This is a genomic window from Candidatus Burkholderia verschuerenii, from assembly GCF_001189365.1.
GTDB classification, from domain to species: Bacteria; Pseudomonadota; Gammaproteobacteria; order Burkholderiales; family Burkholderiaceae; genus Caballeronia; species Caballeronia verschuerenii.
This window is the reverse complement of record NZ_LFJJ01000013.1, coordinates 22,042-41,931: the sequence shown is the minus strand read 5'-3', so window position 1 is coordinate 41,931 and position 19,890 is coordinate 22,042. Positions and strand designations below refer to the sequence as shown.

General features: G+C 62.3%; 17 protein-coding genes and 5 pseudogenes. 18 read left to right on the top strand and 4 right to left on the bottom strand.

Going from position 1 to position 19,890, the window contains the following annotated elements; all coding sequences use genetic code 11:
* Window positions 1–39 precede the first annotated feature (39 nt).
* The 6 genes and pseudogenes from BVER_RS04950 to BVER_RS04915 all read left to right on the top strand — a co-directional run bounded on the left by BVER_RS04950 (window position 40) and on the right by BVER_RS04915 (window position 5,791).
* Complete coding sequence (locus BVER_RS04950) at window positions 40–645, top strand: DUF1349 domain-containing protein (protein WP_232316384.1); 606 nt, start codon at window positions 40–42, stop codon at window positions 643–645.
* 84 nt (window positions 646–729) lie between these two features.
* Entirely contained in the window at window positions 730–1,830 is a 1,101-nt protein-coding gene (locus BVER_RS04945; protein WP_050452332.1) for a LacI family DNA-binding transcriptional regulator, read from the top strand.
* 82 nt (window positions 1,831–1,912) lie between these two features.
* On the top strand, window positions 1,913–2,887 hold the full coding sequence (locus BVER_RS04940; RefSeq protein ID WP_050452331.1) for a substrate-binding domain-containing protein: 975 nt from the start codon (window positions 1,913–1,915) through the stop codon (window positions 2,885–2,887).
* 49 nt (window positions 2,888–2,936) lie between these two features.
* Window positions 2,937–3,413, top strand: coding sequence for an ATP-binding cassette domain-containing protein (locus tag BVER_RS32350; RefSeq protein ID WP_050452329.1), 477 nt, complete (start codon window positions 2,937–2,939; stop codon window positions 3,411–3,413).
* 31 nt (window positions 3,414–3,444) lie between these two features.
* A pseudogene (locus BVER_RS33415) lies at window positions 3,445–4,185 on the top strand (ATP-binding cassette domain-containing protein); the annotation flags it as partial.
* Between the two features lie 424 nt (window positions 4,186–4,609).
* Entirely contained in the window at window positions 4,610–5,791 is a 1,182-nt protein-coding gene (locus tag BVER_RS04915; RefSeq protein ID WP_232316390.1) for an ABC transporter permease, read from the top strand.
* Here BVER_RS04915 and BVER_RS04910 read toward each other — a convergent pair.
* Window positions 5,792–6,521: pseudogene (locus tag BVER_RS04910) on the bottom strand (aldolase).
* A gap of 264 nt (window positions 6,522–6,785) precedes the next feature.
* Between BVER_RS04910 and BVER_RS04905 the strand changes: the two are divergent.
* Together BVER_RS04905 and BVER_RS04900 are read left to right on the top strand one after the other, a co-directional pair.
* On the top strand, window positions 6,786–6,989 hold the full coding sequence (locus tag BVER_RS04905) for a cold-shock protein (RefSeq protein WP_008347993.1): 204 nt from the start codon (window positions 6,786–6,788) through the stop codon (window positions 6,987–6,989).
* A gap of 317 nt (window positions 6,990–7,306) precedes the next feature.
* Entirely contained in the window at window positions 7,307–7,732 is a 426-nt protein-coding gene (locus BVER_RS04900; protein ID WP_050452325.1) for a hypothetical protein, read from the top strand.
* A 139-nt stretch (window positions 7,733–7,871) separates the two neighbouring features.
* Here BVER_RS04900 and BVER_RS04895 read toward each other — a convergent pair whose 3' ends face one another.
* Window positions 7,872–8,639 (bottom strand): sulfite exporter TauE/SafE family protein, encoded by a 768-nt coding sequence (locus BVER_RS04895; RefSeq protein ID WP_050452324.1) that lies wholly within the window; start codon window positions 8,637–8,639, stop codon window positions 7,872–7,874.
* An 81-nt stretch (window positions 8,640–8,720) separates the two neighbouring features.
* Between BVER_RS04895 and BVER_RS04890 the strand changes: the two genes are divergently transcribed.
* A complete protein-coding gene (locus BVER_RS04890) occupies window positions 8,721–9,605 on the top strand; it encodes a LysR substrate-binding domain-containing protein (RefSeq protein WP_050452323.1) in 885 nt (294 codons plus the stop codon).
* 4 nt (window positions 9,606–9,609) lie between these two features.
* Here BVER_RS04890 and ppk2 read toward each other — a convergent pair whose 3' ends face one another.
* Window positions 9,610–10,629: a polyphosphate kinase 2 gene (gene ppk2 / locus BVER_RS04885; RefSeq protein WP_050452322.1), complete on the bottom strand. Its 1,020-nt coding sequence runs from the start codon at window positions 10,627–10,629 to the stop codon at window positions 9,610–9,612.
* Window positions 10,630–10,762: 133 nt separating this feature from the next.
* Window positions 10,763–10,984, bottom strand: coding sequence for an HP1242/YdcH family protein (locus BVER_RS04880; protein ID WP_050452321.1), 222 nt, complete (start codon window positions 10,982–10,984; stop codon window positions 10,763–10,765).
* 207 nt (window positions 10,985–11,191) lie between these two features.
* Here BVER_RS04880 and BVER_RS04875 point away from each other — a divergent pair, with 207 nt between their 5' ends.
* The 9 genes and pseudogenes from BVER_RS04875 to BVER_RS33395 form a co-directional block, all read left to right on the top strand.
* Window positions 11,192–11,494 carry a hypothetical protein gene (locus tag BVER_RS04875; RefSeq protein WP_050452320.1) on the top strand — a complete coding sequence of 101 codons (303 nt, stop codon included), beginning with the start codon at window positions 11,192–11,194 and terminating at the stop codon, window positions 11,492–11,494.
* 15 nt (window positions 11,495–11,509) lie between these two features.
* Window positions 11,510–12,415, top strand: coding sequence for a LysR family transcriptional regulator (locus BVER_RS04870; RefSeq protein WP_050452319.1), 906 nt, complete (start codon window positions 11,510–11,512; stop codon window positions 12,413–12,415).
* Window positions 12,416–12,664: 249 nt separating this feature from the next.
* Window positions 12,665–13,984 carry an MFS transporter gene (locus BVER_RS04865; protein WP_050452341.1) on the top strand — a complete coding sequence of 440 codons (1,320 nt, stop codon included), beginning with the start codon at window positions 12,665–12,667 and terminating at the stop codon, window positions 13,982–13,984.
* Window positions 13,985–14,015: 31 nt separating this feature from the next.
* Window positions 14,016–15,042 (top strand): annotated as a pseudogene (locus BVER_RS31175) (amidohydrolase family protein).
* Complete coding sequence (locus BVER_RS31170) at window positions 14,940–15,707, top strand: RraA family protein (protein WP_157055927.1); 768 nt, start codon at window positions 14,940–14,942, stop codon at window positions 15,705–15,707. The pseudogene BVER_RS31175 and the gene BVER_RS31170 overlap by 103 nt, the downstream one beginning before the upstream one ends.
* Window positions 15,708–15,770: 63 nt before the next feature.
* Complete coding sequence (locus BVER_RS04850; protein WP_050452317.1) at window positions 15,771–16,400, top strand: VC0807 family protein; 630 nt, start codon at window positions 15,771–15,773, stop codon at window positions 16,398–16,400.
* A gap of 358 nt (window positions 16,401–16,758) precedes the next feature.
* Window positions 16,759–17,304 (top strand): annotated as a pseudogene (locus tag BVER_RS33410) (cache domain-containing protein); the annotation flags it as partial.
* Between the two features lie 142 nt (window positions 17,305–17,446).
* On the top strand, window positions 17,447–18,322 hold the full coding sequence (locus tag BVER_RS33405; protein WP_232316383.1) for a PAS domain-containing protein: 876 nt from the start codon (window positions 17,447–17,449) through the stop codon (window positions 18,320–18,322).
* Window positions 18,223–19,881: pseudogene (locus tag BVER_RS33395) on the top strand (response regulator); the annotation flags it as partial. The gene BVER_RS33405 and the pseudogene BVER_RS33395, both read left to right, overlap by 100 nt.
* Window positions 19,882–19,890 lie beyond the last annotated feature (9 nt).

The window sequence follows — 19,890 nt, the reverse complement described above, 5'->3', positions numbered from 1 at the left end:
TGTGACATACTGCTGTCCACTCATCGCGACGAGGCCGCCATGTTCGAACAGTGCCGCTGGATCAACGAACCCGCCGACTGGCGCATCGAAAACGACAGGCTCCTCGTCACCACCGATGCGAACACGGATTTCTGGCGCAAGACGCATTACGGCTTTGTTCGCGATACCGGCCACGTCTTTGCCGCCAGCGTCCAAGGCGATTTCACCGCCGAAGTCACCGTCGACGGCAAGTTTTCCGCGCTCTACGATCAAGCTGGTCTGATGGTGCGCGAAAGCGCCGAACGCTGGGTCAAGGCCGGCGCGGAATACAACGACGGCGCGCTGACCTTCAGCACGGTGCTCACGAACGAGTCGTCCGACTGGTCGCTCGGGTCGACCGCGCGCACGAATCGTTTTCGCTTGCGCATCACCGTCGCGCAAGGCGTGCTCAAAGTGCAAAGCAGCGCCGACGACACCGCCTGGACGCTGATGCGTCTCCCGCCCTTTTCCGCAAGCGATGCCGGCACAGGCTGGCTGGTCGGCCCGATGTGCTGCACGCCGGAACGCAGCGGACTGCAAGTCGGCCTCGGACTTCCGAATCGGTCCGCCCATCGTGAAGGATCTGCACGACGTCTCGCTCTGACGCACGCCTTCCCCGCTCCGTAAAAACACTCACTTGCTCCGTCGGCGAACGCTTCCTAGAATTCTGAAACGTTTCAGAATACGGCGTTTAACACGATCTCGAGCACTGTGGATTCCAGAAAAAAACCGGCCACCACACTCAAGGACGTCGCCAGCACGACGGGCGTCTCGCTCGGCACGGCGTCGAAAGTGCTGGCGGGTGCGGACGGCGTCAGCGAAGCGCGACGGCAACAGGTCTGGCATGCCGCGCGCCAGCTCGGCTATCGGCGCAACAGCCTGGCCGCGGAATTGCGCAGCAGCCGTTCGACGTCGATCGGTTTCGTCGTGCCGGATCTGACCAACTCGTTCTTTATCGAATTGCTGTGCGTGGTCGAGGATCATGCTTTGGCAAGCGGGTATCGATTGCTGCTGGCACATGCGCAGGAAGACCCCGAGCGCGAGGCGGAACGCATCCGCTTCGTGTTGTCGCGGCAGGTGGCGGGCATGATCATCATTCCGTGTCACGGCTACGAACATGCGATCGAAGAACTGCGCGCGTGCGACGTGCCGCTCGTGATGGCCGATCGCGTCGACAATACTTTTCCCGCCGATACGGTCACAACGGACAGCCGTCGCGCCGCGCGCGATGGCACGCAACATCTGATCGCGCTGGGCCACAAGCGCATCACGTTCATCGTCAACGCGCTCGATCTCGTCAACAGTCGCGAGCGCGCCGACGGCTATCTCGATGCAATGAAGCGCGCGGGCCTGACGCGTCACGCGCGCATCGTCGTATGCGGCATGACGGATACAGAAAGCCATGCGGCCACGCTCGGCCTGCTGGCAGAACGCGAGCGTCCGACCGCGCTTTTTACCGGCGCGAACGTCGCGACGCTCGGCGCATTGCGCGCCATTCGCGATGCCGAACTGCACTTGCCCGATGACATCTCGCTGCTCTCCTTCGACGACGCGCCGTGGATGTCCGTGCTGCAGCCGCGCATCAGTTCGATTCATCAGCCGGTCGAGGCCGTCGGGCGCGCGATCTGGCAATTGCTGCACAAGCAACTAGAAGGTGAGGCATCGGAGCCGGTGCATCTGCGCATGAAGGCGGATTTGCTGGTGCACGAAAGTACCGCGCCACCGCCGAGAACAAGCAGCAAGGAGACCATCGCGGCGCAATCGAACGCCGCACGAACGGAGCGTGCGGAGAGGAAACGCCAGGCACTATAACGTTTTAGTTTTTCGAGGGCTGCCACCCAACCAGCGGACCCGCGATGCACGAGGACCGCATCCATAACAGGAGAGAGACGCAATGGACAGCAAACGACGCATCGTGACCGCGAGCCTCATCGCCGCGCCGCTAGCCGACGCGGTGGGAACGTTCTCGGCGCTCTTCACGCAGGCCGCGTTCGCGCAGGGCAAGAAGCTTCGCTTCGGCTTTTCTCAAGTCACGACTGTCGAGCCCTGGCCCGTGCAATTCAACAAGGACATGAAGGCCGAAGCCGCCAAGCATCCCGAAGTGGAATTGATCATCTCGGATGCGGGTGACAGAACCGACAAGCAGAACGCCGACATGGAGAACTTCATCGCGCAGAAAATGGATGCGATCTTCATCTCGCCCAAGGAGTCGGCGGGTCTCACGGGCGTCGTCGAAAAAGCCTTTAAGGCCGGCATTCCCGTCTTCGTGCTCGATCGCGAAGTCAATGGCGACCAGTTCACGCAATTTATCGGCGGCGACAATGTGCAGATCGGTCAGGAAGCCGGCAATTTCATCGTCAAGCTGCTAGGCGGGCAAGGCAAGGCGCAAGGCAATCTGGTGGAAATCTGGGGCGGTTTCGGTGCGCAACCCGCGCATGATCGTCATGACGGCGCGGACAAGGCGATCAGCCCTGAAAAAGGCATCAAACGCGTGGGCGAACGCGTCGATTGCGACTGGAAGCAGGACAAGGCCTACGACTATATGAAGACCGTATTGCGCGTGCAACCGAAGATCGATGTGGTCTACGCGCATAACGATCCGATGGCTTACGGCGCGTATCTCGCCGCCAAGGATGCGGGTCGCGACAAGAGCATCAAGTTCGTCGGCATCGACGGCTTGCCGCAGGAAGGCGCGACATGGGTCGAGCAAGGCCTGCTCGCGGGCACCTTCATGTATCCGACGCCGGGCGCGGAAGGCATTCGTCAATCGCTCAAGGTCTTGCACGGCGACAAGGTGCCTAAGAAAGTCGTGTTGCCTACGCAAGGTATTTTTGCCGATAACGCCAAGCAATATATTGCGAGCCACTAAAGCGCAGACGCGGCGTTCTTAGCAACGCCGCGTTATCTGGAGGACCTCGATGGCAACCAGCACCGCGCCGCTCATCGAAGCCGCCGGCTTGTCCATCTCGTTCAACGGCAGCGCCGCGCTGACCCACGTCGATTTCGATGTGACCGCCGGCGAAGTGCATGCGCTCGTCGGCGAAAACGGCGCGGGCAAATCGAGCCTGATGAAAATACTCGGCGGGCTCTATGCGCCCGATGCGGGCAGCATCCGCGTGCAAGGCGAAAGCGTGCGCCTCGCCAATGTGAACGATGCGGCGCGCGCGGGCGTGGCGATCATTCATCAGGAATTGAATCTCGTCGATACGTTGTCCGCCGTCGACAATATTTTCCTCGGCAAGGAATTGCGCACGCGCATGGGCTTTCCCGATCGTCGCGCGATGCATGCGGCCGCTAAACAGGTACTTGCGCAATTAGGCTTCAAGGAAGGCTGCGCCCACCGCATTGGTCGGGACTTTGCGCGTCGGCGAGAAACAACTCGTCGAGATCGCTAAAGCGCTGCTTGCGGATGCACGCGTGCTGATCATGGATGAACCCACATCCGCCCTATCCGACACGGAAACGAAGGCGCTGTTGTCGCTTACGCGCGATCTGCGCGCGCGTGGCATGGGCATCGTGCTCATCAGTCATCGACTAGGCGAAGTGTTCGAGGTCGCGGATCGCGTGACCGTGCTGCGCGATGGACGACGCATCGCCACGCTACAGATGCGGCAAGTCGAATCATCGCAGGCATTGGTCTCGATGATGATCGGCAAGGACTTCGCGCCGCCCGAACGCAGCGAAGCCGAAGCGCCGCGCGAGCGCGCGCTGGCCGTCGACGTGCGCGGACTCACGCTATGGAGCGCCGCGCGTCCGATCGTCTCCGACGTGTCGTTTGCCGTGCAGCAAGGCGAAGTGTTCGGCATTTCCGGGCTGCTCGGCGCGGGCAAGACCGAGATACTCGAAGCGATCTTCGGCGTGTCGCGTTATCGGCATGAAGGCGAGATTCATGTGGCAGGCAGCGAGCGCGCCTTTGATTCGCCCGAACGCGCGGCGGCGGCCGGTCTTGCTTTCGTCACCGAAGATCGCAAGAAGGACGGCCTCGTGCTCGATCAGTCGCTCGAAGCGAATCTGCTGCTGCCTTCGCTTTCGCGCGCGCCGGGCTTTCCGTTTTATCGACGCAAGCGGCTGCATGCGTGGGCGGCATCGCAGGCGCGCACGTCGAATGTGAAGCATCGCAGTCTCGCGCAGGATGCGAGCACGCTATCGGGCGGCAATCAGCAGAAGCTCATCATCGGCAAATGGCTGATGACGAAACCGCGCGTACTGCTGCTCGACGAACCGACGCGCGGCGTCGATGTCGCGGCGAAAGCAGAAATCTATCGGCAAGTGCTCGCGGCCGCGCGCGAAGGCGTGACGGTGATCGTCGCGAGTTCGGAGATCGACGAACTGATGCTCTTGAGCGATCGCATTCTCGTCATGTGCGAAGGACGCGCGCGCGGCGTGCTCGCACGCGAGCAGTTCTCGGGCGAGTTGCTTGCATGGCTTCGCCCTGACTTCACAGCATACGCACGGCATATGCACGGCATACGATTCGGAGACTCACACCATGCTCGAAGCGTAGGAACAACTCGCGGAACCGGCGGCAACGGCCCGCGCGCGGCACCTGAGCACCTTTCTGACGGTCCTCAAGTTCTATCTCGGCTTGATTGTGCTGCTCGTGGTCGGCGCGCTGACATCGCCGCACGCGGCCGATGGCAGCAACATCTTTCTGTCGAGCGCGAATATCTCCGATGTCTTTCGGCAAGTGGCGAACGTCGGCGTGATTTCGATCGGTATGACGCTCGTCATCATTACGGCGGGCATCGATTTGTCGGTGGGCGCGATCATGGGGCTCGGCAGCGTGCTCACCGCGATGTTGCTTACGACCGATGGATGGAATCGCGCGGTGTATGCATCGCTCGTGCTGGATGCGATCGCCGTGTTCGCGATCATCCTCGCGATGCTCAACGTGCTGCGCGGCTTCATGCGCGCACGCGAAGGTCAGGCGAACCGGCTCGCGCCCGCCGCCCGCACGCCGCTTGCGATGGATGCGGGCATCGCGCTCGGCGTCGCCGCCTTCGCGTGCGCGTATATCGCGCTGCATGGCGGACATCGCATGCCGCTGTTCGCCGTGCTGTGGATCGTGCCGCTCGCGGGCTTCACGCTCGGCGCGCTCAATGGCTGGATCATCACGCGCGGACGCATGCAACCGTTCATCGTGACGCTCGCGGCGATGGTCGGCGTGCTCGGCGCGGCGCGGCTGATCGCGGGACAGGACACGGCCGTCTATTCGATCTATAGCGGCACCAACGCCACATCGGATATCGAAATGCTGCGCGCGCTGCTGTTCAACGTCGTGCCGGTGCCCGCGCTGTTCTTTCTGGTGATCGCGGCAATCGTGAGCTTCGTCATGAATCGCACGGTGTTCGGCAAATATCTTTATGCAATCGGCGGCAACGAGAAATGCACGGTCGTGTCGGGCCTCGACGTCGCGCGCCACAAGATGGCCGCTTATGCGATCTCCGGGCTGTTGTCAGCGCTCGTCGGCGTGCTCTATGCGGCGCAGTATCGGCAAGGCAAGGCCGATGCAGACATGGGCTGGGAACTCGACGCCATCGCCGCCGTGGTGATCGGCGGCACGAGTCTGTCGGGCGGTGTCGGACGCGTGTCGGGCACAGTCGCCGGCGTGCTGATATTCGGTTTCCTAATCAATATCCTTTTGCTAAAAGATATCGACAGCAATACGCAACTCGTGCTCAAGGGTTTGATCATCGTGATTGCCGTGTTTCTGCAGCAGACCGATGTCGGCAAACGGCGCGGCTGGCTCAAGCGCCTGGCCGCGCGCCGATGATCACGCCTCGAACGAAATGCCCTTCGCCCGCAATTGCCGCATGCCGCTGACGAGATGCGCCCGCGCGCATCTGCTCGTAACTGCGCTGGGCGATATCGTGCGGCACCTGCTTGAGCGGGAGATTGCTGCTCATCGCGCGCAACTGCACTTCGGCGGCGCGCTCGAGATAATAGAGATCGTCCCATGCCTCTGCGATGCTCGCGCCCGCGACCATCACGCCATGATTCTTTAGGAATAGGATGTCGGCATCGCCCATCGCCTGCGCGATACGATCGCCTTCCGATTCATCCAGCGCGAGGCCGTTGTAGTCTTCATCGACTGCCGTGCGGCCATAGAACTTCAGCGCGGTTTGTCCGAGCCACAACAGCGGCGGCCCTTCGATCAGACACAGCGACGTCGCAAAAGGCATATGCGTATGAAACGCGGCCTTCACGCGCGGCATCAGCTTATGCACGCGTGCATGAATAAAGAACGCCGTCGCTTCGGGCTGACCTTCGCCGTCGATCACGCGGCCGTCGAAATCGCAGACGAGCAAGCGCGACGCGGTGATCTCGCCGAACGCATAGCCATAAGGATTGACGAAGAACAGATCGTCATGACCCGGCACCACCGCCGAGAAATGATTGCAGATGCCCTCTTCGAGTCCATGCAATGCTGCAAGCTGAAAGCACGCGGCGAGCTGCGTGCGCGACGAAACGAGCGAAGCGGATTGAGCGAGCGTATGAGCCATATCGGTATGCGAATTCCAAGCAAAAGAACGCGAATGCGAAGCTTAACTGGCAGACGTGTCAAAAAACAAATGTCGCAATTGCCGGAAAATTAGACCGACTAGATTTTAAGCATCGAGTAATTTCTACGACTATGACGAGCATATGTCCGCCCTCTTAGCAAAAACGCTTATTGGACTTCGGCTTTCCGGCATGGTAAAAGTCTATGCCGCTCGAGATTTCGAAGCGCATTTTCAACGTAATTCGTCTCAATGGGATTGGGTCAAATGGCAACAGGTACTGTGAAGTGGTTCAACGACGCAAAGGGTTTTGGTTTCATCACGCCGGATGACGGCGGCGAGGACCTGTTTGCGCATTTCTCCGAAATCCAGTCCAAGGGTTTCAAGTCGCTGCAAGAGAACCAGAAGGTGAGCTTCGAAGTCAAGCAAGGCCCCAAGGGCAAGCAAGCTTCGACGATTCAGCCGCTGTAAGCTCAGCGACATTGCCGTAAAAAGCAAGGCGGCCCTGCGGGGCCGTTTTCCTTTTCTTGGCTCGGTATACTTCGATGCGCCCAAGGCGATTGCTTGCCCGTTTCACTAAAGACGTTTTGGTATACCGGCGTTAAATCGCTAAGGATTTATCCGCTTAAGCCAAATTAATCAGTAGAATCAGCGCGACCCAGCCTGCGTCGTTTGAAAAAGCTGCCGGGTGCCCGATAAATTTGTTTATAGCGTGCGTGAATATCCTTAGAACTCTTCCGAGGCGTGAAGCCCCGGCGCGGCTCGCGACTTTCTTCTTGTGTGCTGCCTTGCTCGCATGCCCGGCTATCCGCGCTCAGGCGCAAACGTTTCTCTCCAATGCGCGCGCGGCGGGCTTAGTAACCAGCGTCGTCCTCGACGACTTCCATACTGCTCAGGCCGGCGGCAGCTATGTGTTCTCTTACGACCGCAATGAAACCGACGACACGCTGACCGCCAAACTCGTCCGATGGTTCTCGGGCAAGGAGCCGGGCGCGCTTCGCATGCATCCCGGCGAGAAACAGACGCTATTCAATTTCTATTGGGCGGCGTGCATGATGCCGCCGAACTCGCCCTGCTTTGCCGCCATGACGCGCGACGGCTGTCAGGACCAGCTTTCGACATGGATCGCCCGCGCGTCCGACGACGATCCGCGCTTCGTCGATGCCTACGAATCAGCGCGCAAGCCGTTGGGCCTGCCGCCGCTCGGACGCTAACGGCGTAACGCGTGCTCGTCTCGCAACCACGCGACCTTGGCCGCAATGCTCGCCAGCACTGCCAGCGCACCGAGCGTCTGTAGCAGGACAGTCATCATGATCTTCCTCACCGCACCTTCGCACGCGAGCGCAGGGCGCATCAACGTCGAGCAAGCATCGGCCCGTAGGTCTTCACGAAAAACGCGAGCGTGATGCACGCGCTGAGCAGCAAGGTGCCCGCTCGAATCACCTTGGCGGGTGCGCGTCGGCCGATCTGCGCACCGCCATAACCGCCCGCCACGGCCGCGAGCAGCATCGCCAGCGTCTCGGGCCAGCGCACCGCATGCGCGAAGGCGAAGGTCAGCACCGCGACCGAATTGGCCGCGCTCACCAGCAGCGTGCGCGGCGCATTGAGGCTCTTGATGTCGCGCGTATCGAGCAGGCCCCATACGGCGAGCATCATCAGGCCGACCGCACCGCCGAAATACCCGCCGTAAATGCCGAGCAGAAACTGGATGGACAGCACCACCGCCGCGCCGATTCGCACCCGCCGACGCAACGCGTCGCCGATTCTGCGTCCGAACGCCAGCGCCAAACTCGCGCAAAGCAGCAGCCACGGCAGCAAAAAGGAAAACGTCGCGGACGACGTCGACAACAACAGCACCGCGCCGATGAATCCGCCGATCAGCGTGACGACGAGCATCATCCGGATCGAGACCGGCCCGACCGGCGTCAAGCCCTCGCGATACGCCCACGCGCTCACCACGCCGCCGGGAAACAGCGCCACCGTCGACGATGCGTTCGCCTGTACGGGTGGCAAACCCGCCGCGATCAACGCAGGCAGGCTGACGAACGAGCCGCCGCCCGCCAGCGCGTTCATGGCGCCCGCAACGAAACCCGCAACGATGACAATCAGAATGGCTTCCATGCGGCAAATCGTAGCCGTGCGCGCAGGCTCGTACAATCTGGCAATTCCAATGCGAGACTTCGGCGCAGCCGAACCCAGCCCATGCGCTTCGATCTGACCGATATGCGGCTCTTTCTCACCGTGATCGAACGCGGCAGCATCACAGCCGGCGCGCAGGCGATGCATCTCGCGCTGGCATCGGCGAGCGAGCGTATCGCCGGCATGGAGGCCGCCCTCGGCGCGCCGCTGCTCGAACGCAACCGGCGCGGCGTGCAGGCGACTCCCGCGGGCGAAGCGTTCCTGCGCCACGCGCGCGCCATCCTCGGGCAAGTCGAGCAGATGCGCGGCGAATTGCGCACTTATGCGACGGGACTCAAAGGCCGCATCAAGCTGATGTCGAACACGGCCGCGCTCGCCGCGTTTCTGCCGCCGCGCCTCACGCGCTTTCTGGCGGCTTATCCGGGCCTGTTGATCGATCTCGAGGAACGGCCGAGCTTCGAGATCGTGCCGGCCGTAGCCGAAGGACGCGCCGATCTCGGCATCGTCGCAGATATCACCGATCACGCGAGCCTGGCGACGCATGTCGTCGCGCTGGACCGGCTGGTCGTGGTGGCCGGCCGCGCGCATCGGATCAGCGGGGAACGGGAGGTGTCGTTCGCGGAGATCATCGGCGAGCCGTTCGTCGGACTCGCGGATGCCGCGCTGGAAATGCATCTGGCCGAACGCGCGTCGCGGCTCGGCCGACAGATCGATTACCGCATCCAGATGCGCGCCATCGACAATGTGGGAAACATGGTCGAGGCGGGCATCGGTCTCGCAATTCTCTCGGAAGTGACCGCGAATCTACTGCGCCGCCCGGGCCTCGCGATCGTGCCACTATCCGAGCCGTGGGCGACGCGTCGCCTGCTGTTGTGCGCCCGCGCCTTCGACGCCCTCACGCCGCACGCCAGCCTGCTCGCCCGTCAACTGATGAGCGATACGGCGTGAGCCTTCAAAACGCGCGGCCGACGATCAGCGGATCCACCGGTCCGATCGAATCGATTTCGCGCTTGTCGTAAGGCAGCCGATGCAGCACATAGCGCATGGCGTTCAGACGCGCGCGCTTCTTGCAATCCGAACGCACGACCGTCCACGGCGTATCGGCGGTATCGGTCTGCGCGAACATGGCTTCCTTCGCGCGAGTGTAGTCGTCCCACTTGTCGAGCGACGCGAGATCGACGGGACTGAGCTTCCACTGCTTGAGCGGATGCACCTCGCGCTCCTTGAAGCGGCGACGCTGTTCGTCGCGGCTAACCGAAAACCAGAACTTGACGATATGCACGCCGCTCTGCGTCAACTGCCGCTCGAACGACGGCGCCTGCTGCATGAAGACGTCGTATTCCTGCGACGAGCAGAAGCCCATCACGCGCTCGACGCCCGCGCGGTTATACCAGGAGCGGTCGAACAGCACGATCTCGCCCGCTGTCGGCAGATGCTCGACGTAACGCTGGAAATACCATTGGCCGCGTTCCGCTTCGCTCGGTTTCTCCAGCGCGACCACGCGCGCGCCACGCGGATTCAGATGCTCCATGAAGCGCTTGATCGCGCCGCCCTTGCCCGCCGCATCGCGCCCTTCGAACAGGATCACGACGCGCTGGCCCGTTTCCTTGACCCACGCCTGCAGCTTCAGCAACTTGACTTGCAGACGATACTTCTGCTTCTCGTAGTTCTGCCGCGACATCAGATGCCGGTACGGATAGCCGCCGTGACGCCAGTCCGATGCCAGCTCTTCGTCGCGACGCGGTTTGGCAAGCGCGGCTTCGCCATCGAACAGCGCGGCGCGCAGGCTCGCGACTTCATCCGGCGACAGTCCGCCGATCAGCGCTTTCATGCCGTCGCGCTTCGACTTGCCGCCTGCGGTCAGAATGTCTTCGATGCTGCTATGGATGGCAGTGTGCGCGGCGTCGGTGGCGTCTTGCGTGGCCTGCGTCGCCAGCTTGTCACCGCGCTCCGACGATTCGGCGATACTCACGTCGCCGTCCGTTTCCTCTCGACCCGGTTTCTTCTTTCCATGCCCGGCATGATGCTCTGCGGATGTCACTGTTCTTCTCCTTGTGGTCAGGTGCGGCGTCTCTGCCGGCTACGTCAATCGCGGAACGTCATGGTCAGGCGGCTTCGTGCGCCTTCTTCAATACGACATACAGCTTGTCCTTGAGCAGCAGTTTTTCTTTCTTGAGCGTTTCGATGGCAAACGAATCGGCCGGCGAGACACCCGATTCCATATTCCTGATCTCGTGATCGAGTTCGTTATGACGCTCGAACAAGCGCGAGAAATGCGCGTCTTCGGTTTTCAGGCGAGAGATGAGATCGCGATATTCGGGAAACATGATTCCTCCGTTGCGTGGTTGAAGTCAGTACTTCAAAGAAGATATTACCGAGGGGAAATCACGCGTCCCGTGCGATATCTCAATTTTGCGTGGCGTGTGTGCGCGAAGGCGTTTATCGTCTGCTTTATCGGGCGAAACCCTGCTGCGCGCGGGTATCATCCTTGCGGACAATGTGGTGGAACGTGCATCACATCAAGGAGGCCAACGATGAAAACGAACCGCAAACATAAAGTGGCGAACGCATTGATCATCGGCGCGACGATGCTGGGCGTCGTTGCATCGGCGCATGCGGATAGCGCCGCGCGCAAGCTCGGGCAAGTGGGCCTGATCAATCAGACCTTGCAACCGAAGCCGCCGAAGTCATCGCTGGGATATGAGCCGAACACCAACTCGACCTACAACGCGAACGATGCCGCCAACGCGAACACGCGCAACGCGGTGAACGCCGGCAATCCCGCTGCCGCCGCGCCGCCTGCGGGCGCGTATCCGCTCAAGCCTAATACGCGCTGACGCCTTCTTAAACGCATGAACCTGCACGCGCTGCAATGCTTCATCGTGCTGGCTGAAGAGCTCAACTTCAGCCGCGCGGCCGAGCGTCTGTATATGGCGCAACCCGCGTTGAGCCAGCAGATTCGCGCGCTCGAAGAACGGCTCGGCAGTCAGCTCGTCGATCGCGGCAGCCGCCCGCTGCGTCTGACCGAAGCGGGCAGCTACTTTCACACCGAAGTGCGCACGATTCTCGAACGCATGGAAGCGGCGACGCAAGACGTGCGCGCCATCGATGCAGGCACGCACGGCTGGCTCGCCATCGGCTTCACGCGTTCGGCGATGTACAGCGTCTTGCCGCCCGCGCTGAAGGCTTTTCATGCGGCATATCCGCTGGTCGAGCTCAAGCTCTTTGAAATGCTGACCGAAGAACAAGCCGACGCCTTTCGCGATGCGCGCATTCATATCGGTATCGGCCGCGAAGCGCCCGCGTGGCCCGGTTGCACGACGCGCACCTTGCTCGACGAACGCGTGATGGCCGTGCTGGCGTCCGATCATCCCTTGAGCGCGCGTAGCGAAGTGCGCGTCGACGAACTCATCGATTCGCCGCTGGTCGTGTATCCGAAGCATCCGGCCGCGCAGTTTCCGCGCTTCATCGGCTCGCTGTATCGCGATGCGGGAGTGACGCCGGTCGTCGCGCATGAGGCGTATGAAATTCAGACGGCCATCGCGCTCGTCGCGGCGGGACTGGGCATTACCTTCGTCGGTGAATCGGTGGCGAAGCATGGGCGCGCGGATGTCGTCTATCGGCATCTCACCGGACCGGGCGCCAGGCGCTTCAGCTCTCTGACGGCGAGCTTTCGAACCGGCGACACTTCACCGCATCTGCACGCGTTTCTCGCCTGCCTTCCGCATGCCGACGACATTGCGCGCGAGTCCGCCTGAGCGCTTTTGAAAGCGCTTTGCAATGCTGCGCCCCATGATTGCGGCGCTATAAGCAAAAACGCATAGAAGCATACGCAATCGCTCTTGGACGTTTGCGCACGCGCGTCCTTATCATGTTCGTTCCCCGCCGACGACGCGCGGCTCGTCATCGCTTACGCGCGCGCGACGGGACATTCACAGACGCTTGCATCGAGCGAGCGCAGGGAGACGATCATGATCGAGCAAACCCGGCCCGCGCCGCCTATCGCGGTGACACCCGAGAGCGAAGCCGCGACCATGCGCAAGGTGTACCGCACCATGCCGCTCTTGTTCGCGATGATGTTCTTCAACTACCTCGATCGCATCAACATAGGCTTTGCAGCGCTCGACATGAATCACGCGCTGAACTTCAGCCCCGCCGTGTTCGGCTTCGCGGGCAGCGTGTTCTTCGTCGGCTACATGCTGCTCGAAGTGCCGAGCAATCTGTTGTTGCATCGCGTGGGCGCGCGACGCTGGCTCGCGCGAATTCTCATTACATGGGGCGCGGTGGCGGCGGCCACGGCATTCGTGCGCAACGACACGAGCTTCTATGCCGTGCGCTTTCTGCTCGGCGTGATGGAAGCGGGCTTTCTGCCGGGCGTCGCGGTGTATCTGACCAAGTGGTTTCCCGAGCGCTATCGGGCGCGCGCGGTGGGCGGCTACATCATCGCGGGATCGTTCTCGGCGGTGCTCGGCGGTCCGCTGTCGACCACGCTGATGACCTACGCCGACGGCGCATTCGGTCTCGCGGGATGGCAATGGATGTTCATCTGCGAAGGCGTGCCCGCGATCCTGCTCGGCCTGCTCACTTTGCGCGTGATGCAGGAGCGTCCCGCCGACGCCGACTGGCTCACCGACGCCGAAAAGCAATGGCTCGAAAGCACGCTCGACGCGGAACGCAACGCGCTGGGCACGGCACATGTATCGATCTGGCGCGTGGCGGGCGATATCCGCGTATGGAGTCTCGCGTGCCTGTTCGGCTGCGCGCTGGTCGGCATCTACGGATTGTTTCTGTGGTTGCCGCAGATCGTCAAAAGCATTGGATACCTGAGCAATATCGAAGTCGGCTTTCTGTCCGCCGCGCCGCCTTTGCTCGGCGTGCTCGGCACGTTTCTCATCAGCCGCAGTTCGGACCGCACCGGCGATCGCAAGAAGCATCTCGCCTTCGTCTACGGCATGAGCGCTGTAGCGATCACCGCGAGCGCGTATGCGCCCTCGCCGGTCGTCGCGTATCTGCTGCTGTGCGCGACGGGGTTGTTCATCTATGCGGGCAATCCGCTGTTCTGGAGTCTGGCGGCATCGTTCCGTACGGGTGCGGCGGGCGCGGCGACCATCGCGCTTATCAACACCATCGCGCAGTTCGGCGGACTGGTCGGCCCGTGGAGCATCGGGCTGGTGCGCAACGCGACCGGCAACTTCAAGCTCGCGCTCGTGACCATCGCCGCGTTCCTCGTTATCGCGACGATCATCGCGCTGGTGATGCGCGTGCGTCCTCCCGACGACGAAACCACCGGCAACGAAGAACGCGGCAACACCGCGCATTCGCTCTGACCATCATCATCATCATCACGCGAATCACATCATGATCATTGACTGTCACTGCCATTACACGACTTCGCCCAAGGAACACGAAGCCTGGAGAACGCAACAGATCGCGGCACTGAAGGACGGCACGCCGGTGCCACCGCGTCCATCTATCAGCGACGACCAGATCCGCGAGACCATCGAAAGCGGACAATTGCGCGTGCAAGGCGGGCGCGGCATCGACCTGACGATCTTCTCGCCGCGCGCGGCCGGCATGGGACATCATCTCGGCGATGCGAACGCCAACGCGCTGTGGTTGGCTGAATGCAACGACCTGATTCATCGCGTGGTGTCGCTGTTTCCGACGCATTTCGTCGGCGTGTGCCAGTTGCCGCAAGCGCCGGGCGTCTATCCGTCGAACTGCATCGCGGAGTTGAAGCGCTGTGTCAACGAACTCGGCTTTATCGGCTGCAATCTGAATCCCGATCCGTCGGGCGGCCACTGGTCCGGCCCGCCGATGACGGACAAGCACTGGTATCCGCTCTACGAAGCGCTCGTCGAACTCGACGTGCCCGCGATGATTCACGTCTCATCGTCATGCAATCCTAACTTTCATGCGACGGGCGCGCATTACATCAACGGAGACACGTCGGTGTTCATGCAACTGCTCGCGGGCAATCTCTTCAAGGATTTTCCGACGCTCAAGTTCATCATCCCGCATGGCGGCGGCGCGGTGCCGTATCACTGGGGACGCTATCGCGGGCTCGCGCAGGACATGAAGCAACCGCCGCTCAAGGAACATCTGCTCGACAACGTGTTTTTCGATACCTGCGTCTATCACCAGCCGGGCGGAACTGCTCGCCAAGGTCATTCCGGCAAAGAACATCCTGTTCGCATCGGAGACCATCGGCGCGGTGCAAGGCATCGATCCGGACACGGGACATCACTACGACGACACGCGCCGCTATATCGACGGTATCGAATGGCTCGCGGACGAAGACCGCCGCCGTATCTTCGAGCACAACGCGCACGCCGTGTACGGACGACTGAATACTCAACTCGAACGACAAGGAGTCACGTCATGAGCACTGTCGGATGGCGGCAAAACGAATCCGCTCCGCAAGCCGATGCGCAAATCGTCGCCGCGCTTAAATCGCTCGCGGTCTCGCTATTGAGCGACAACATGGCGCGCGCCTGCGGCACGGTCGGCCTTACGCCTTATCATCGGCCGCGCGCGTTTGCGGGCACGGCCGTGACGGTGCACACGCGTCCCGGCGACAACCTGATGATCCATCGCGTATTCGACTTCTGCCGTCCCGGCGACGTACTGGTGATCGACGGCGGCGGCGATCTGAATCAGGCGCTGATGGGCGACATCATGGCGAGCTACGCGGAAAGCATCGGCGTGGCCGCGCTCGTGATCGACGGCGCGATCCGCGATGTCGCCGCCCTGCGCGCGCGGGATTTTCCGGTGTATGCGCGCGGCGTCACGCATCGCGGGCCGTATAAAAACGGGCCCGGCGAAATCAACGTGCCGGTGACGGTCGGCGGCATGGTGGTGCATCCGGGCGACATCATCGTGGGCGATGAAGACGGCGTGATCGCCATCGCGCCGCAGGACGCGGACGATGTGATCGAGCGTGCGCGGCTTCAGGAGCAGAAGGAAGCGCAGGCGCTGAGCGCGATCGCAGAGGGCCGGCTCGATCGTTCGTGGGTCGAAGCGGCGGTCGAGCGCGCGATGAAGGGATAGCGCTTTAGAAAGGTCACTTTCATTGCGTATACTTGGCACTCACGCCCCGCCCGCCGTGAGTCCATGAAAAAGATCAAGCCAGGCCTCCTGCTCGAACTCGCCGCGAATCTGCTGCTGCCGTGGCTCGCTTACCGACTCGCGCTGCCGCATTGGGGCGAAGTCGGCGCGCTGTACGCATCGGCGCCGCCGCCGCTGGCGTGGAGTCTCATCGAATTCATCCGTTCGCGACGCATCGACGCGCTCTCCGCTCTGGTGCTGTTCGGCATCGCGCTATCCATCGTGACGCTCGCGCTCGGCGGCAGTCCGCGCGTGTTGCTGCTGCGCGAATCGCTCGCGGCGGGCGCGACGGGCATCGTCTTTCTCGCGTCGATGTACTTCGAGCGGCCGCTGATCTTCTATCTGGCGCGCGCCACGGTCACGCGCGAACACGCGGGCGGCGCGGCGCATTTCGAGGCGTACTGGCGCGACAGCGCATCGCTGCGCGCGTCGCTCAGGCTCATGACGCTCGTCTGGGGCATCGGTCTCACGCTGGAGATGCTGCTGCGCGTATGGTTCGCGTGGAACTGGCCGATCGAGCGCTATCTGGTGGTGTCGCCGATCATCAGCTATACGATCTACGGCGGACTGGTCGCGTGGACATTCTGGTTTCGCGGGCGGCTCGTCGCGCGGCAAGCTGCAGCGGTCAGTCAATGATCAGACAAAACAACCGAACCGGCCGAGTCGCGCGGGAAAACCCCGAAAAAATTTCCTTATCAGCTCTATCAAGTTTTGGGACGCCATAGCCGTTAAAGCGTCTTGATCACCACGCAAAACCCCGTACACGCCAGGCCCGCCCTCAAACGGTCTCTCCGAATGGCGCGATAAGATACGGCAGCGTTCGCTATAGAACCCCGGTTTGCGTCTTGCGACATCGGTATTCGGAGAACCCGGTTTGGCCACTCGCCATTCGCTCACTTTCAGGCTGACGAGCTTCATCATCATCGTATGCGTGCTGTTGATCGGCACCGACGTCTGGCGCAGCATCGCCGCGCGCCATGTGCAGATCCACGAGATGACGACGGCGACGTCGAATCTCGCGCGCGCGATGTCGCAGCACGCGAACGACACCTTCAAGGAAGCCGACACCACGCTGATCGGCATGGTGGAACGCGTCGAACAGGACGGCCTCGGGCCCGCCACGATCGAGCGCATGCATCGCTCGCTGGTGGAGCGTTGCGCGCAACTGCCGCAACTCAACGGCCTGTTCATCTACGACAAGACGGGCCAGTGGATCGTCAACTCGCAGCCCACGCTCGATACGCGCTACAACAACTCGGACCGCGAATACTTTCAGTATCACCTGACGCATACGGATCAGAACGCGCATATCGGCCCGCCGGTGCGCAGCCGTTCGACCGGCAAATGGATCGTGCCGATCTCGCGCCGCATCGACGCGCCCGATGGCAGCTTCGCGGGCGTCGCGCTCGCGACTATCGACGTATCGTTCTTCTCGCGCTTCTACGAGAGCCTCGACCTCGGCAAGAACGGCGCGGCGGCGCTCGTCAGCAACAGCGGCCTGATGATCGTGCGCCGTCCGTTCGACGATCGTTTCGTCGGCAAGAGCGTGGTCGATACGACGATGTACCGCACGCACGCCGCGCGGCCCGCGGCCCGCGGCGGGCAACTTTACGATCAACTCGGCGCAGGACGGCATTACGCGCATCAACAGCTATCGCGAACTGGAGGACTATCCGCTGTTCGTGACGGCCGCCCTCTCGCGCGACGAAGGCCTGTGGCCGTGGTGGCACGACACGCTCTGGCATGCGGGCGTGACCGCCATGCTGGCGCTGGTGATCGGCTTCTTCGGCTCCACGCTGGTGCGTCAGACGACCTCGCGCGGCAAGGTGGAACAGGCGCTCACGCGCAGCCTGCTGACCACGCGCACGGTGCTCGATACGGCTATCAATCCGATCATCACCGTGAACGAGCGCGGCGCGATCCGCTCGTTCAACAATGCGGGCGAGCGCGTGTTCGGCTATGCGGCGAGCGAAGTGATCGGACAGAACATCCGCATTCTCGTGCCACCGGTACAACTCGATTCGTACAACGAATATATCAAGCAGTTCATGACGGGCGTCGGCATGCCCAATGCCGAATGCGAACTCGCTGGCTTGCGCAAGGACGGCACCTCGTTCCCCGCGCATGTCTCGACCGGCGCGATGCGCGTGGACGGCGCGCCGCATTTCGTCTCCGTCATCACGGATATCTCGCGTCAGAAGAAGGAACGCAGCGATCTGGCCGACGCGCGCGATCAACTGCTGCTCGCCGCCGATATCGCCGAAATCGGCATCTGGTCGTGGGATCTCGCATCGGGCCGGCTGCACTGGAACGCGCGCATGTTCGAGATTTATCAGTATCCGCGCGAGTTGCTCGATAACGGGCTGAATATCGAACACTGGCGCACGCGTCTGCATCCCGCCGATCGCGAAGCGATGAACACGCGTCTGCAGGCCGCCTCGAAGGCAAGCTGCGCGACATGCCGCCGTTTCGCATCGTGCTGCCCGACGACACCGAGCGCCGTATCCAGACCGGCCTGCACATTCAGCGCGATGCCTATGGCGCGCCGATTGCCATGACCGGCGTGAACTACGACATCACCGCGCAATACGAACTCGAAAGCGCGCTGCGCGAAGCGAAGGAACAGGCCGATGCCGCGAGCGCCGCGAAGTCGTCCTTCCTCGCCAACATGAGCCACGAAATCCGCACGCCGATGAACGCGGTGCTCGGCATGCTGCATCTCGTGCAACTAACGACGCTCAATCGCCGTCAGCAGGACTATGTGAGCAAGGCGGAAACCGCCGCGAAATCGCTGTTGAACCTGCTCAACGACATCCTCGATTATTCGAAGATCGAAGCGGGCAAACTGCAACTCGACAGCCATCCGTTCCAGCCCGAAAACCTGATGGAAGAACTCGGCGTCGTGCTCTCCGGCAATCAGGGGACGAAGGATGTCGAAGTGCTGTTCGACCTCGACCCGGAACTGCCGCGCACGCTGATCGGCGACGGCTTCCGCCTGCAACAGGTGCTGATCAATCTCGCGGGCAACGCGCTCAAGTTCACCTCGGCGGGACAAGTGGTCGTGAGCATGCATCTGCTGCATGGCGCGGACGACCAGGTGCAGGTGCGCGTCGCGGTGTCGGACAGCGGTATCGGCATCAGCGAAACGCAGTTGCAGCGTATTTTCGAAGACTTCACGCAAGCGGAAGCATCGACCACGCGGCGCTTCGGCGGCTCGGGTCTCGGGCTCGTCATCTGCAAGCGGCTCGTCACGATGATGGGCGGTTGCCTCGACGTGGAAAGCCGCGTGAACGAAGGCAGCCGCTTCTGGTTCGACATTCCGCTCGGCGTGCAGCACGATGCCGTCGAACCGCGCGATGCCGACGATCTGCTCGCGCGTCCGGTGCGCATCCTGATCGCGGACGACAACCTCATGGCGGGCGAGATTCTGTCGCGCACGGTGCGATCGCTCGGCTGGCAAGCGGATCTCGTGACCTGCGGTATCGACGCGGTGGAACGCATCGGCGATGCCATGCGCGGCGAGACGCCTTACGACATCGCGCGGCTCGACTGGCGCATGCCCGACCTCGACGGTCTAAACGCGGCCAAACTCATCAACACGATGCGCGGTTACGCCGAGCCGCCGCGCGTGCTGCTCGTCACCGCGTTCGGCCGGGAAGTGCTGCAGGAAACGCAGGACAGCGGCGTCGCGCCATTCGTAGGATTCCTGACTAAACCGGTCACGCCGAAGCAACTGATGTCGGCGATCCGCACCGCGATGTCGCGCGACGTGCATGCGCCGGCCGAAGCGCTCGCGCCGCGTCATGCGAAATCGCGCCGTCTGCGCGGGCTCGACGTGCTCGTCGTCGAAGACAACGCGCTCAATCGTCAGGTCGCGGAAGGCTTGCTGCGTGCGGAAGGCGCCAAGGTCACGCTCGCCGAAAGCGGCCGCGAAGGCATCGAAGCGGTGCTGATGGGCGATACGCGCTTCGATGTCGTGCTGATGGACGTGCAGATGCCCGATCTCGACGGCCTCGAAGCGACGCGCCTGATTCGTGCCGACGGCCGCTTCGATACGCTGCCGATCGTCGCGATGACGGCCAACGCATCGAACGCGGATCGCGATACCTGTCTCGACGCGGGCATG